The organism is Wolbachia endosymbiont (group A) of Anomoia purmunda (assembly GCF_947251545.1).
Taxonomy (GTDB): Bacteria; Pseudomonadota; Alphaproteobacteria; order Rickettsiales; family Anaplasmataceae; genus Wolbachia.
Map to the genome: position 1 here is coordinate 346737 of NZ_OX366362.1, position 14757 is coordinate 361493.

Consider the following 14757-nt stretch of genomic DNA (forward strand, 5'->3'; position numbering starts at 1 on the left):
AAAGCCATATTGACATTAATCATATAGTATAAATAATTAATTATTTTGGAGTTTATTTAATATGCTACGCATCATTGCAGGCAAATATCGCGGAAGAAAAATAACTACAGGTAAGCATTTAGCTGCACAGCCAACTATGAGTATTATCCGAGAAGCAATATTTAACATGCTTTCCTCAAGGAAACCTATTTATAACTTGAATGTACTTGATTTATTTTGCGGAAGTGGCTCTTTTTCATTTGAAGCGCTTTCTCGCGGCGCTAAACATGCATTCATGGTGGATTCAGATTATTACAATTTGCAACTGCCTAAAAAAACAGCAGAAGATTTTGGAATTACGAACAATGTCACGCTAATTTGTTGTAGTGCTAACAAATTGCCACAACCTATTTCAAAGTGCGATGTAGTTTTTATAGACCCACCTTACAATAGCAATCTAGTTGAATCAACGTTGAATGGACTAGCTCACTCAGGCTGGTTAAGTGATGATGCATTGATAATTCTAGAGATTAGGAAAAACGAAGGTTTTGAGTGCAATAAAAACTTCAGTATAATCTTGGAACGCACCTACGGTATAGCAAGAATAATTTTTCTTTCTCTATCAACTTAAACTTGTCTATGCTTTTCATTGATGGGTTTCAGTTCTATTTTTGTCAATTTTCTAGAGAAACCACTTTCTCTGTACTTCTCTAGATCAAAATCTTTATTAAATTTAGAGTCTATTAAATATTCATGTGCTTCTTTAATAAAGTCATTTTCTTTTTCTTCGTAACTGGTGTATTTTGTTGTACCATCATTATCCTCACGATAAACTAAATGTTCTTTATGATCAGCATGAATATTTTTGCTCTTACACTCCGTGTTTTGAGGATCGTGTTCAAGTACTATATTCAATCTAAACCGTTCAGATGTGGATGAATCTGGAAGTTTACCAACGAGTTGTGCTTCCTGTGGAATTACAGTATCGCCTTTCCTGCCAGCAATTAATACAGGGCATTTTGTATTCTCTATAATCTCTCGTGAATTAAATTCCAATTCACAACGCCTAAACCAAAAATTCAAGAATTTTGCAGGAAGCCGTCTCATGAAAAAATCCCCTATCCCATGAGGAAAGTTATTAGTTGCATCTTTAAGTGAGCTATAAGAATTACTATGAATTAGCGTTAAATAAATCCCTTGCTTTTCAAACCTTTTTAAAACTTCTGCTGCAATTCCTCCTCCAAGAGAATTAGTATCCAAAATTATATCGTTCGGATGCACACCTTTTACAAGTAACATGTTTACCATTGCCATTCCAGCTTGAACTAACTTTTCACCGTTTGTTAGAAATTCATATAGCGCTACAATTTTCTTTCTTTCCAAGAGGAACTCCACAATATCTTCTATATCTTTATTTTCTCCTAACTCTTGATCGTGAGCTTCTGCATCCACTTCCTTATCGTCACCTACAAGTTCTTTTTTGTAACGCTTTATCCACTCAGAGCTGAATTCATTTTCCAAAAAGTTTTTAATTCTATATACAACAAACTTTTCTTTAATAAAGTGAAAAGATACCCATAAGAAAGCTACAACAAAAAGTATGGTAGCCAAAGTCGATAGTACTGAAGACGTAAAAACTAGTCCTGTAAGTACCTTTTTTGATTTTTGATTCTGGTATGCCAAGTATAACGACACAATAGAAGCAGTGGACAATATAGCAGAACATAACCATAGTGATACTATCTTTCTAACGAACTTTTTTTCTTCATCATCCAATTCTTTTTGAAAGGATTCTGGATTAACAATTCTAGAGAAATAGGGATAGTCAAAGTAATGCTTAACTAACTTACTTTCTTGCTCCTTAGGTGGATTTTTACTACGAGCATTAACCTTAATACACCCAAGTACTCCAAAAAAGTTTATCACGTGTTTTGTACTTTCTTCTGGCTTGGTATAATAAATAACTTTCATTTTATTGTTAATAAATACTAAGCTATTTTAACATAAAGATCAAAAAAAACAAGAGAATATAAATATGAATAACCAGTATGATGAAAAGCTTATAAGAAATTTCCTATGATTCCTTTTAAGCGAGTTTTGAATTTTTGAAATGTCATGACATTGTTGATACGGTTATCAAGAAACGATAAAGTATCCACAAAATCTTCTGAATAATCATTGATAAAAAAAAGTATCGTACTTAAGTACACTCCAGCTAATATTGCTCTTTTTGTATAGTAGTTAAAATCTGTTGATTGGTCATAAATGCCATACCAAATCGCGCTAACAGTTCTGTATAAAAGTTTACTAGAAAAATATGTATTTTTTGGTGATACAGAGAATGATAAAACATTTTTTAAAAGTTCTCTATAATTTGGTAGCTTAGCGTAGTTTGAAAGGCGTATTTGAATAGCTAACTTTACTCGCTCTCGCACTTTCATATCTTCTAAATTAGAATTTCTTAGTTCAGCTTCCATTGAGCTATTTAAGTCCTCTGCTATGTACTCCAAAGCGCTATATATTCCATTCTGAAATTTGCAAAAGCTATTAGATAGGTTAAGGTCATTGCACACCTTTAATAGGGTTTCATCGCTTATCCCTTCAAATGGAATAACCCTAATTAGCTTATCTATTATTAACTTTTGTTCCACGCAACATTATACTAAACAGCATGTGTGATTGTACCTGAGATTTTCAAACATTCTACAAAATGCTTCACCACGTTCCTCGAAATTTTTCCATTGATCAAAAGAAGCACACGCGGGAGAAAGTAATATTGTTACTTCTTCTGCGCTATTTAAGGCCTCTTCAAAAGCCAATCTGAATGCATTTTCTAGATTGCAACATCTAACATAATCTACTTTATTCTCCATAGTGTTTGCAAAGGCTTCGGTTGATTCCCCAATAAGAAAAGCTTTTCTAACCCTCGTGAAATGCTTGCTTAATGATTCTATTCCACCTTTTTTGCTTCTTCCACCAACGATCCAATTTATGTTTTCATAAGATAAGATCGCCTTTTCGCTCGACTTTGCATTAGTTGCTTTGCTATCGTTCACGAAAAACACATTTCTTATTTTGCCAAGCAGTTCATTCCTATGCCTCAGTCCTGAAAAGGATTTGATTCCATTGATAATAGTGTTGCTATCTACTCCAAGTACCTTACATACGGCATATGCGGCTGCTATGTTTTCTGCGTTGGATATTAGGTTTATTTTCACGTCGCTTACTGATAAGCTATGATTCTCTAGTTTTAACAAGATCTTCTGGATCCCAATGCCCAGGCACTGGAATGACATCGGGGAATATGTTACTGAAATTGGAATTTTGTTTCCAGTGAATTTGTTGAATATGTCAGCAGTAATCTCATTGTCACATCCTATTACGGCAACCTCACTACCGTTTATCAGTTTTAATTTAGTTGCTATGTAGTTCTCCATACTTCCATGCCTATCTATGTGATCTGGTGTAATATTGAGCAGTGCTGAAATGTCCACGTTAATTTCATTCATCAACTCCAATTGAAAAGAGGAAAATTCAATTACATAAATTTCTGCATCTCTTTCTAGATCCAAAACAGGAACGCCTAAATTTCCACCAATAGCTACTTTTTTCCCTGCAGATTTTAATATGTGCCCTATTAGTGATGTAGTGGTTGATTTACCATTTGTTCCTGTGACGCCTATTACCTTCTGGTTCGTAGTTTTAGCTTCAAGAAATAGCTCAATGTCTGATTTTATTTTGCAATCAAATCTCCTTGCAAGTTTTACTATCCAATGTGGCTCTATTGGCACTCCAGGGCTTAAAACCAATGCACTGATCTCATGCCAATTGTATTCCTTGGGATGAATAAAATTACATTTTTTATACATCATTTTTGCATTTGCTATTTGCTCTTCATGATCATCCCATGCATATATTCTTGCACCACTCTTTGTTAGAGCGTTAATGGCGGATAAACCAGTTTTACCAAGACCAAAAACCGCGACGTTTTGATTTTTGTATTTGTTTAGTTGCACTGCTAGATAACTTATGCAAACCATTTTATAAAGATATCGTACAAATTACAACAGACTTCTTGCATAGGTCACAACTGTCATTCAATAGAAAAAAAACTTCCTTGACACCCTTTGCCAGTCCCCTTATCATGAAACTGAAGCTATTTATTTATCTTCGCAATCTGCAGATTAAAACGACAAAGGGAACTTTGTATTTGGCGTAAATCATGCTTAATTTTTTGCACTATGTGCACCTCATGTCTTTATAAAACTTTTAGGTTTCTACCTATACAAGCAGAAACGCGCTTATAAAGCGTTCAAGACATCAAAAGACGTCAAATAGAACAAGGGAGAATTTGAATACTGGCTACCCTAGGGTTTCTTTGCCTTTTTTTCCGCTCAGTAAATTTCTTAACGTTTATAATTTAGGTTAGTTGCATTTAAAAGCAGCTAAATTGCAGCGTTTAGAATAAAAAACGCCAATATTTTGAAGTACATATAAATAACTAGTTAACCACGGGGCTTCTTTTGCCTTTTTTTTCATTTGGTAAATTTCTTAATGTTTATGGCTAAAGCAATTTAAGAGACCGAAAATGGTGTCATTCCAGTGCTTGGCACTGGAATCCAGTTTTCCATATAATCTCATCGAAAATGTTGTAACCACTTTCTATGCTAGTTTGCTTGCTTACAAGCAAACTTTCCTGGATCCCAGTGTCAAGCACTGGGATGACGAGAAAGGAGCACTGGGATCTATTTTGCATGTAACTCCAATTGTGTTTTGGCATAAAACGCGACGCGTATTAGACTTATTTGCAAGCAAAGCTTGCTAGATCCCAGTGTCACGCACTGGGATGACATCATAGGGGCACTGGGATGACACCTTTTTGGATAGAAACCAGTGTCAGCTACTTGGATGACAGGAGAAGGCACTGGGGTGACACCATTCTTTTTCCTGGATCCAAGTAGTCAAGCTACTCGGATGACAGGCTAGCCTGACAACCGTCATCCCGCTACGTGTTAGCGGCTAAGAGATACCGCGGCGGTATGACGTAGAGTGCTTAGAAGCTGTTATTTTGCTATAAATGGCTGTAATGACATCATCTATTTTATTGCTATCACAGCCTGTTTGTGCAAGTTCAGCATTCCCACCACAGTTCTTTTTAACTGCTATGGATATTAGTTCTTTTGCGCTAATCTTATTGATTAAGTCTTTACTTACTTTAATAATCAAGACTGTTTTATCTTTTTCTGTTGCCGTAAAAGCTATTACCGTTTTTGGTTTTTGTTGCTGCAAAACAAACTCTCTTATTACATTTGCTGGAATATCAGTGAAAGTGTGGCTTATAAAATTTATTCCATTTATTTCGGTGCTTTTTATATTCTCTGCACTCACAAGCTTTTTATATAGGTTTTTTATTTTGGTTTCGGATTTTTTGTGTTCTTGACTTAAAATACTTAATCTGCTTGTTATTTCACTCACTGGCGCTTTTACGAATTCTGCAACTTTTTTTAAGTTAATTTCATTATCACGTACATAATTGATTGCTTCCTGACCAGTTAAAGCTTCAATTCTCCTTACTCCAAAAGCAACAGAACTCTCTGTTACTATCTTAAACAAACCAATTTCTCCAGTATGTTCAACGTGTGTGCCACCACACAGTTCCCTTGAATCTCCAATCTTCACTACTCTTACTTGGTTGCCATATTTTTCACCGAATAACGCCATAGCTCCTTCGTCTATTGCCTGATTCATGCTCTGAATTTTTGTAGACGTAGAAAGGTTTTCTCTGATTAGAGAGTTTACCATATCTTCTACTAAGAATAGCTGATCCTGAGTAACTTGAGTGTTATGACTAAAGTCAAATCGTAACTTATCCGGTGCAACTAGGGAACCTTTTTGAGTGACATGATCACCCAAGATTTTTCTCAATACAAAGTGCAAAAGGTGTGTAGCTGAATGATTTCTTCTTAAGGCTTGCCTTCTTTCCTTATCTATGCTTGCTGTAACTGTGTCACCTTTACAAATTGAACCGAATTTAACTATGCATCTGTGCAAACATAGGTCATTAACCTTATTGGTATTCTCGACTATAATAATACTTCTACCAGGTTTGATCAGACTGCCAGTATCTCCCACTTGTCCACCTGACTCGCCATAAAAAGGTGTTTTATCAAGTATAATGGTTATCTTTTCTCCCTCCTTTGCAGAATCAATTACTTCATTTTTAGAGGAAACTATAGCTAGTATTTTCGCATCACTTACTTCATTGAACTCATAACCAACAAATTTTGTTTTGCCAAATTTATTGATTAAATCAAACCATACTTGCTCAACAGATTTTTCACCAGATCCAGCCCATTTAGCACGTGCTCTCTCTTTTTGTTCTCCCATTGCATCATCAAAACCCTTCTGGTCAAAATTTATTTTTTTCTCTTTTAAAATATCAAGTGTAATATCCAAAGGAAATCCGTAGGTGTCATATAACTTAAACGCTGATTCTCCAGGCAAAGTATCGCCCGATTTTAAATCTGTAGTGAATTTCTCCAGGAGATTGATACCTTTCATCAAAGTGTCTTTAAAGTTTTCTTCCTCTGATTTTAACGTCGTTTCTATTAAGCTTTTAGCTCTGACTAATTCAGCTCCCATATAAGCCGAACTCGTGCTATCTATCAACACTGGAAAAATACGATGGAGTAGGGAATCATTATATCCAAGCAGGTGAATATAACGTGTGGCTCTCCTAATTAATCTGCGTAATACGTAATTCCTGCCCTCATTTCCAGGAAGCACTCCTTCTGCGATGAGAAATGCAGCCGCGCGAAGATGATCTGCAATGATCTTATGGGCTACTTTATTTTCCGTATTTCCACAGTACTCCTGTGATTTACTTATCAAAGCAGAAAATAGATCAATATCATAGTTATCATGGACGTTTTGCATAACAGCCGCTATTCTTTCAAGGCCCATTCCAGTATCGATGCATTTTTTTGGCAATTTGTGTAAATTACCTTCTTCATCTTTGTTAAACTCCATGAATACCAGATTCCAGATTTCAACAATTCTATCGCCCTCTTGTAAATTAGGACTCCCATGGTCATAAAAAATTTCAGAACATGGACCGCATGGACCAGTGCTTCCCATACTCCAAAAGTTATCATCCGTTGTAATTCTTATGATTTTATCACTTGAAAAGCCACTTATCTTACGCCAAATCTCGTACGCCTCATCATCAGTATGATAGACGGTTATGGATAGTCTGTTTTTATCAAGAGATAACTCCTTAGTGATAAATTCCCACGCAAATTCTATCGCAGTTTCCTTAAAGTAATCACCGAAGCTAAAATTTCCGAGCATTTCAAAAAATGTGTGATGCCGAGTTGTATAGCCAACATTTTCAAGATCGTTGTGTTTACCACCTGCTCTTAGGCACTTTTGACTTGAGACAGCACGTTTCATTTCAGTTTTTTGAGCACCAGTAAAAATATTTTTAAACTGCACCATACCAGCATTTGTGAACATGAGCGTTGGGTCATGTTCTGGAATCAAAGGAGAAGAAGAAACCTGCTCGTGGTCATTACTTACAAAAAATTTTATAAATCTTTCTCTGATTTCGTTTAGTTTCATCGTTTTTATTGAGATTATTCATGAATAATAAGCTGCAATGGAAATAAAATCAATTACAATACCACCACTCTCTAGATCTCAGAACTTCTAGTGACATGCACCTTGTGGTAAGAAAAAATCAATATATTCACGATAAATTTACCTCATATCTGTGTTTTATATGTGGAAATTGGAATGGAAATTTATGTAGGCAAAGAAAAAAGAATAGCAAATGTGGTGACTCAACACTGGAATGACATAAAAGGATCAGACAGAGATTGGCCAGAAAGGCATGAAATAGACACTGCAGAAATAATGGAGTCATGGCAGCATTGTTTTGTCATTGAAGTCAAGGATCAAGGTTATATTTGTGAAAATGCAGGAGAAAAGGCTGTTGAATTCTATGGTTTTGAGAAAAAGATGCGCATTGATAATAAGTATGCAATTGATGCACCATTTCTGCGACTATATAAAATAGATGCAGTTATTGATAAACTTGATACTGTAATCGAGAGTAAATGCCCGATCAATGAAGAGGAAGAAAGTGAAAGTGTTAAAATGAGGCAAGTATTGTTGCCACTTGGGAATAAAGAAGGTATAACACATATATTAGGCGTAATTACTTTTAAACTCCTTTAATATACAATTTTAATTTGATTCTTTAATAAAATTATTTATACTAATGCTTAATTACTATTAAAGAACTCAATAGTAGTGCTTGTAAATTTATTTGGGATATGAAGAAAATAAAATTAAAAACCAAATCTTCTGTTAAAAAGCGCTTTCACCTTACAGCTAAGGGTAAAGTCATTTCTACTCAGTCAGGCAAAAGGCATGGCATGGTAAAGAGAAGTAAATCTAATATTCGTAATCAGCGCGGTACAACGATTCTTGGTAAATCTGACTCGCGTATAGTTAAGCTTTATATGCCTTATGGTATTTAACAAAATGGAGGTAAAATAAAATGGCTCGGGTAAAACGTGGAGTCACTACTCACGCTCGTCATAAAAAAATATTGAAATTGGCAAAGGGTTATAGAGGACGCGCAAAAAGCTGTTATAGAATTGCATTACAAAGAGTTGAAAAAGCACTGCAATATGCTTACAGAGACAGAAGAACCCGTAAACGTGATTTCCGTAGCTTATGGATAATACGTATTAATGCAGCAGCAAGAGAGCATGGGCTTACTTATGGTAGGTTTATGCATGGTCTTACACTTGCCGGCATTGATTTAAATAGAAAAATTCTTGCTGAGATGGCAGTTAATTATAAGGATGATTTTGCCAAATTAGTGGAAGCTGTAAGTGGTAAATTAGCGGAGAATTCTTAAAGCAAAAACACCATGAGAATTATTTTCATGGGGTCACCAGGATTTGCTGTTAATTCTCTGAGCTTGTTACTGAAATCAAAGAGCGAAGTGGTAGCAGTATACACCAAGGCTCCAAAACCTTCGGGGCGTGGACAAAAGCCAACGAAATCTCCAGTACATGTTATCGCTGAAGAAAGTAACATAGAGGTATGTACTCCTATCTCTCTAAAGTTTTCAGCAGAGCAAGAAAAATTTAGAAATTTCAAACCAGACGTTGCAGTTGTTGCCGCGTATGGATTGATACTTCCAAGAGAAATTTTGAATATTCCAAAATATGGTTGTATTAATATTCATCCTTCATTACTACCAAGGTGGCGTGGTGCAGCCCCGATACAGCACACAATTTTAGCAGGAGATCAAGAAACCGGGGTTAGCATTATGCAATTGGATGAAGGATTAGATTCCGGCCCTATTTTAAAACAGGAAAAATTTCTTATCGAAAAGAACGATAATTACAAGACATTGCATGATAAATTATCTAAGCTAGGCAGTGATTTACTGCTTGAGGTGTTAAATGAAATTGAAAAACAGCTTCTCTTAAAACAGAACGATAACGATGCATGTTACGCTGACAAAGTGGAAGACTATAAAATTTATGCAAGTGATGCCTGTGAAGTTGCTTATAGAAAGGTTAAAGCGTTTTACCCAAAAGCGTTTATCAAGATAGAGAATAAACGTATCAGGATACTTGATGCTGACTTTGAAGCTTTCGCTTCAGAACAAGGTGAGATTATTAACGATAATATGCACATAAGTTTAAAAGGTGGCACTTTAATTCCTAAAGTTGTACAAATGGAAGGGAGAAATCCTTGTAGTATTGAAGATTTTATTCGTGGCTTGAAATCAAGCATGGTAAAAAAATTTATAGAATAGACTGCTTTAAAAAAGAGCTTAGTGTAGAAATGTAATAGCTAAATTTCTTTTTCTTAGATATAATCTTAAAAAACTTTCCATATAAAAATGAAAATAAAAAGAGCTTTAATATCAGTATACGATAAAACGAATATAATTGATCTTGCATCGTTTTTAATGCAGCAACAAATAGAAATTCTTTCAACGGGAAATACTTATAAAGCACTATCTGATGCCGGAATAAAAACACAAGAGGTCTCAGATTACACACAATTTCCAGAGATACTGGGTGGTAGAGTAAAAACTTTACACCCTAAAATTCATGGAGGAATACTTTGCAATAGAGAAAAACACAAAACGGAAATACAAAATCTAGGTATTGAGCCAATAGACCTGCTTATAACTAACCTATACCCATTTTGGGAAACAGTAAGTAGCGGCTCAAATGAAGAGCAAATTATAGAACAAATTGATATCGGCGGAGTGGCGTTAATTAGAGCTGCAGCAAAAAACTTTCGTTTTACTTCAGTTATTTCTAGCATTCAAGACTACGAAGCACTAAAAGCTGAGATGATAAAAAATAACAATGAAACAACATTGGAATATAGAAAATATTTAGCAACCAAAACATTTGCTCTTACTGCACGCTACGATTCTAATATTCACAGTTGTTTTTTATCCCAGAGTAAAAATAATGAGTTGCCAGAGTTTTTTGCACTGTATGGACATAAAGTACAAGAACTCAGGTATGGTGAAAATTCTCATCAAAAAGCTGCATTTTATAGCAATCAATTTACCAAATATCCGCTGGAAAAAATACATGGAAAAGAGTTGAGTTATAATAATATAGTAGATATAGAGTCCGCACTTAACATAATTTCTGAGTTTAAAGAGCCTGCAGCAGTGATAATAAAGCACAATAACCCATGTGGCGCTGCTGTTAGTAATAATGCTTTGGAGGCATATAAAAAAGCTCTATCGTGTGATGAAGTAAGCAGTTTTGGTGGCATAGTTGCCTTAAATCGGGAGATAGATTTAAAGCTAGCAGAAAAATTAAACGAGATATTTTTGGAAGTAGTGATAGCACCATCGGTAAACAATGAGGCACTAAAAATTTTACAAAGAAAGAAAAATTTAAGAGTGATTATTCATAAATCTTTCCAACAAAATGTGAAATACCAAATTAAAAATGTTGTTGGTGGGTTTTTGGTGCAAGAAAATAATAACCACACAATAAAAGCAGAACAAGTAACAAAATGCACTACAACAGAAAAAGAAAAGGAAGATCTTATTTTTGCCTGGAAAATATGTAAACATGTGAAATCCAATGCAATAGTTATAGCAAAAGATGGTTGTGCTATTGGCATCGGCGCAGGGCAAACAAGCAGAATAGATAGTGTGAACATTGCAGTGAAAAAAGCAGGTGAAAAATGTAAAGGTGCAGTGCTTGCTTCAGATGCATTTTTTCCATTCCCAGATAGCATAGTAGAAAGTGCAAAACATGGGATTACAGCTATAATTCAGCCCGGCGGCTCGCTGAAAGATCAAGATGTGATAAAAGCTGCAAATGAAAATAAAATTGCTATGTTTTTCACTGGCGTCCGCAGTTTTTTCCATTAGGCTTTGTGTCTTATGTAAATGTTTGTATCCGTTCAGGATAGCGGCAAGACCATAGAGTAAAAGTGAGTTTACAACAAATGGTGTCATCCCAGTGCTTGACACTGGGATCCAGGAATTTTATTAAGTTGGTAAGCATAAAAGTAGCCGTTTTATGTTAAAATACAACGTTTTGATGATTATGAAAAAGCTGGATCCCAGTGTCAAGCACTGGGATGACAAGAAAGGAAGCACTGGAATTTTTGTTTCAATATTTGTACATTAGCCATGCGTCTGAACAGATACAAATGTTTGATTTTCTATGCATTTAACATCGCGTTTTGTAGAATATCAAATAAAAACCGTTTACAATCAACGCTCTACATGATAAATTAAAGACGGTTTATTCCTCGGTAGCTCAGTGGTAGAGCAGTTGGCTGTTAACCAATTGGTCGCTGGTTCGAATCCGGCCCGGGGAGCTCTTCTCTGTTGAATTTTAGTGTTGATTTTATATGGGCATTAAATCAGTCGTTTTATGTATACTAGATGGCTGGGGAAATGGAGTAGAAAGCAGTAAATACAATGCTATCAGCAACGCAAATCCACCCTGTTGGCAATATATTAGCTCTAATTATCCAAAATGCAGTTTATCCGCCTGTGGAACTGATGTGGGGTTACCTAGTGGTCAAATAGGTAATTCAGAAGTTGGCCACATGAATATTGGCAGTGGTAGAGTGGTAATGCAAAGCCTTCAGCGCATTAATCAAGAGATTGGAACAATAGAAAACAATGTAAATCTACAAAGTTTTATTAATGATCTAAAAAGTAAGAACGGAGTATGCCATATGATGGGATTGGTGTCTGATGGTGGTGTTCATTCGCATCAAAAGCATATTTCAACTTTAGCAAATAAAATATCACAGCATGGAATAAAAGTGGTGATACATGCATTTTTAGATGGCAGAGACACATTGCCGAATTCAGGAAAAAAATGCATTCAAGAATTTGAAGAGAATATAAAGAATAATGACATAAGAATTGCTACTGTTTCTGGGCGTTACTATGCTATGGACCGTGATAACAGGTGGGAGAGAACAATCGAAGCTTATGAGGCTATCGCATTTGCAAAGGCACCTCGTCATGATAATGCAGTATCGTTGATTGATGAAAATTATCAAAACAACATAACTGATGAGTTTATTAGGCCTGCAGTAATAGGTGACTATCAAGGTATAAAACCAGAAGATGGAGTGCTGTTGGCTAACTTTCGTGCTGATCGAATGATACAATTAGCAAGTATTTTGCTTGGCAAAACAGATTACGCTAAGGTAGCAAAATTCTCTTCAATTCTAAGCATGATGAAATATAAAAAAGATCTTCAGATCCCTTATATTTTTCCTCCTACATCTTTTGCTAACACTTTAGGGCAGGTAATAGCAGACAATAAATTGCAACAATTACGCATCGCCGAAACCGAGAAATACGCTCATGTGACTTTCTTTTTCAATTGTGGAAAAGAAGAACCTTTCTCTGGTGAAGAAAGAACACTCATTCCCTCACCAAAAGTTCAAACTTACGATTTGCAGCCCGAAATGTCAGCCTTCGAGCTCACAGAAAAGCTTGTAGAAAAAATTCACTCCCAAGAATTTGCACTGATAGTTGTAAATTACGCTAATCCTGACATGGCAGGACATACAGGTAATATAAAAGCAGCCGAGAAAGCTGTGCTAGCTGTAGATGATTGTCTTGCAAAAGTGCTGAGTGCTGTTAAAAAGTCAAGTAACACCGCATTAATTGTTACTGCAGACCATGGTAATGTGGAATGTATGTTCGATGAAGAAAATAATACACCTCATACAGCACACACTCTAAATAAAGTGCCATTTATTGTGTCTTGCGATAATCTAAAACTAAGAGACGGAAGGTTATCTGATATTGCTCCTACTATTTTACAGCTACTTGGAATTAAGAAACCGGATGAAATGACAGGTAGTTCGTTGATTGTATAATTTTTCGCATTACTCTCTAACTGGATATGCACAGCTGTTGTAGTTTGAGACACCGGAAAGGTGTCATTCCAGTGCTTGACACTGGAATCCAGATTAAAGATTAAGTTGTAATCTTATATTAAAAATAATATCTTTGATAGTGAAAGATTAGATTCCAGTGTCAAGCACTGGAATGACATCATAGGAGTTATCTGATATTGCCCCTACTATTTTACAGCTACTTGGAATTAAGAAACCGGATGAAATGACAGGTAGTTCGTTGATTTCTTGCATTACCCTCTGTCATTCCAGCTAGGCAGCGTTATGCACCGGAATGACATCAAATAGATGTGTTTTAACTTAATCCAACTTTTAAATTTTTCGCTGTTAGTACTAATGATTCATTAAAGAAGCTGTCAATATCACCAATACTATCTATATTTTTTGTACTGATAGATTGGTCAATTCTTTTGACCAAATTAGATAAAACTTTATTAGGGCCAATTTCAACAAATTTGTTAATGCCACGGCTTGACATATACAAAACCATTTCTCTCCATTTCACTCTGCTTACAACTTGCTTGGCGAGTAAAGTTTTTATAACTTTGGGATCACTCTCCTCTTTAGCTGTAACATTTGATATCAAAGGAACTATAGGACGGGTTATTTTAATACCCTTCAAAAACTCCAAAACTTTTTCATCAGCAGGTTTCATAAGAGATGAATGAAAAGGCCCACTAACTTGTAATTTAATCAGTTTCTTCACACTCGAGTTTTTGAATAAATCAGGTAACATTTCAAGAGCTTCTCTAGTGCCACTTATAACCACTTGTCCGCCACCGTTATCGTTTGCAATTTCACAAATTCCGTCAATTTGAACTGATTTCAATATATCTTCCACTTCATTTATCTCTGCTCCAAGCAACGCAACCATTCCGCCTTTACATTTCAGTGAAGCTTCATGCATTGCTTCGCTGCGAACTTTCAGCAGCTTGATTGCAGACTCAAGCGTTAACGCTCCTGCAGCACACAGCGCCGTATACTCTCCAACTGAATGCCCACAAACATACTTAACATTGTGATCAGTGAAAAGAGATTTGCCAAACACATGCTCGATAACGCGTAGCATTGCAATTGACACTGCCATTATAGCTGGCTGAGCGTTTTCTGTAATGGTTAATTCTTCAATAGGACCGTTGAAGATTAAATGAGACAGCTTTGTACCCAATATGCTATCTACTTCATTAAATACTTGTCTTGCAACGGAAAACTCACTATATAAGCTCTTTCCCATTCCTACAAACTGAGAGCCCTGACCAGGGAAAGCGGAAATCATGATAATTATTATTTATTCCTTATTAAGTATAACATTTT

The 14757-nt window shown here is 35.6% G+C and carries 15 protein-coding genes and 1 tRNA gene; 8 read left to right on the plus strand and 8 right to left on the minus strand.

All coding sequences use genetic code 11. From position 1 onward, the window contains the following. Positions 1-61 precede the first annotated feature (61 nt). A complete protein-coding gene (rsmD, locus tag OPR57_RS01700; protein WP_265036966.1) occupies positions 62-610 on the plus strand; it encodes a 16S rRNA (guanine(966)-N(2))-methyltransferase RsmD in 549 nt (182 codons plus the stop codon). Here the strand turns inward: rsmD and OPR57_RS01705 are convergent. The 6 genes from OPR57_RS01705 to alaS all read right to left on the minus strand — a co-directional run bounded on the left by OPR57_RS01705 (position 607) and on the right by alaS (position 7599). Then, positions 607-1950 carry a fungal specific transcription factor domain-containing protein gene (locus OPR57_RS01705; RefSeq protein ID WP_265036968.1) on the minus strand — a complete coding sequence of 448 codons (1344 nt, stop codon included), beginning with the start codon at positions 1948-1950 and terminating at the stop codon, positions 607-609. The genes rsmD and OPR57_RS01705 overlap by 4 nt on opposite strands. Before the next feature lie 89 nt (positions 1951-2039). Then, a complete protein-coding gene (locus OPR57_RS01710; protein WP_265036970.1) occupies positions 2040-2630 on the minus strand; it encodes a COQ9 family protein in 591 nt (196 codons plus the stop codon). 6 nt (positions 2631-2636) lie between these two features. Beyond that, positions 2637-4019, minus strand: coding sequence for a UDP-N-acetylmuramoyl-L-alanine--D-glutamate ligase (murD, locus tag OPR57_RS01715; RefSeq protein WP_265036972.1), 1383 nt, complete (start codon positions 4017-4019; stop codon positions 2637-2639). Between the two features lie 554 nt (positions 4020-4573). Further along, a complete protein-coding gene (locus OPR57_RS01720; RefSeq protein ID WP_265036974.1) occupies positions 4574-4759 on the minus strand; it encodes a hypothetical protein in 186 nt (61 codons plus the stop codon). Beyond that, positions 4725-4904, minus strand: a complete 180-nt coding sequence (locus OPR57_RS01725) for a hypothetical protein (RefSeq protein WP_265036976.1) — start codon at positions 4902-4904, stop codon at positions 4725-4727. The genes OPR57_RS01720 and OPR57_RS01725 overlap by 35 nt, the downstream gene beginning before the upstream one ends. Positions 4905-4998: 94 nt before the next feature. Continuing rightward, positions 4999-7599, minus strand: a complete 2601-nt coding sequence (alaS, locus tag OPR57_RS01730; RefSeq protein WP_265036979.1) for an alanine--tRNA ligase — start codon at positions 7597-7599, stop codon at positions 4999-5001. Between the two features lie 174 nt (positions 7600-7773). Here alaS and OPR57_RS01735 point away from each other — a divergent pair, with 174 nt between their 5' ends. The 7 genes from OPR57_RS01735 to gpmI all read left to right on the plus strand — a co-directional run bounded on the left by OPR57_RS01735 (position 7774) and on the right by gpmI (position 13404). Then, complete coding sequence (locus OPR57_RS01735; protein ID WP_265036981.1) at positions 7774-8217, plus strand: PAS domain-containing protein; 444 nt, start codon at positions 7774-7776, stop codon at positions 8215-8217. 98 nt (positions 8218-8315) lie between these two features. Then, positions 8316-8522 (plus strand): 50S ribosomal protein L35, encoded by a 207-nt coding sequence (rpmI, locus tag OPR57_RS01740; RefSeq protein WP_015589253.1) that lies wholly within the window; start codon positions 8316-8318, stop codon positions 8520-8522. 20 nt (positions 8523-8542) lie between these two features. After that, positions 8543-8908 (plus strand): 50S ribosomal protein L20, encoded by a 366-nt coding sequence (gene rplT / locus OPR57_RS01745; RefSeq protein WP_064125369.1) that lies wholly within the window; start codon positions 8543-8545, stop codon positions 8906-8908. A 12-nt stretch (positions 8909-8920) separates the two neighbouring features. Beyond that, positions 8921-9820 (plus strand): methionyl-tRNA formyltransferase, encoded by a 900-nt coding sequence (gene fmt / locus OPR57_RS01750; RefSeq protein ID WP_265036983.1) that lies wholly within the window; start codon positions 8921-8923, stop codon positions 9818-9820. An 87-nt stretch (positions 9821-9907) separates the two neighbouring features. Beyond that, complete coding sequence (purH, locus tag OPR57_RS01755; protein ID WP_265036986.1) at positions 9908-11419, plus strand: bifunctional phosphoribosylaminoimidazolecarboxamide formyltransferase/IMP cyclohydrolase; 1512 nt, start codon at positions 9908-9910, stop codon at positions 11417-11419. A 383-nt stretch (positions 11420-11802) separates the two neighbouring features. Beyond that, positions 11803-11874 (plus strand) — tRNA-Asn (locus OPR57_RS01760). 33 nt (positions 11875-11907) lie between these two features. Then, positions 11908-13404, plus strand: a complete 1497-nt coding sequence (gpmI, locus tag OPR57_RS01765) for a 2,3-bisphosphoglycerate-independent phosphoglycerate mutase (RefSeq protein ID WP_265036988.1) — start codon at positions 11908-11910, stop codon at positions 13402-13404. Between the two features lie 147 nt (positions 13405-13551). Here gpmI and OPR57_RS01770 read toward each other — a convergent pair whose 3' ends face one another. Then, complete coding sequence (locus tag OPR57_RS01770; RefSeq protein WP_265026956.1) at positions 13552-13677, minus strand: hypothetical protein; 126 nt, start codon at positions 13675-13677, stop codon at positions 13552-13554. A gap of 61 nt (positions 13678-13738) precedes the next feature. Further along, on the minus strand, positions 13739-14719 hold the full coding sequence (fabD, locus tag OPR57_RS01775) for an ACP S-malonyltransferase (protein WP_265036989.1): 981 nt from the start codon (positions 14717-14719) through the stop codon (positions 13739-13741). Between the last annotated feature and the right edge of the window lie 38 nt (positions 14720-14757).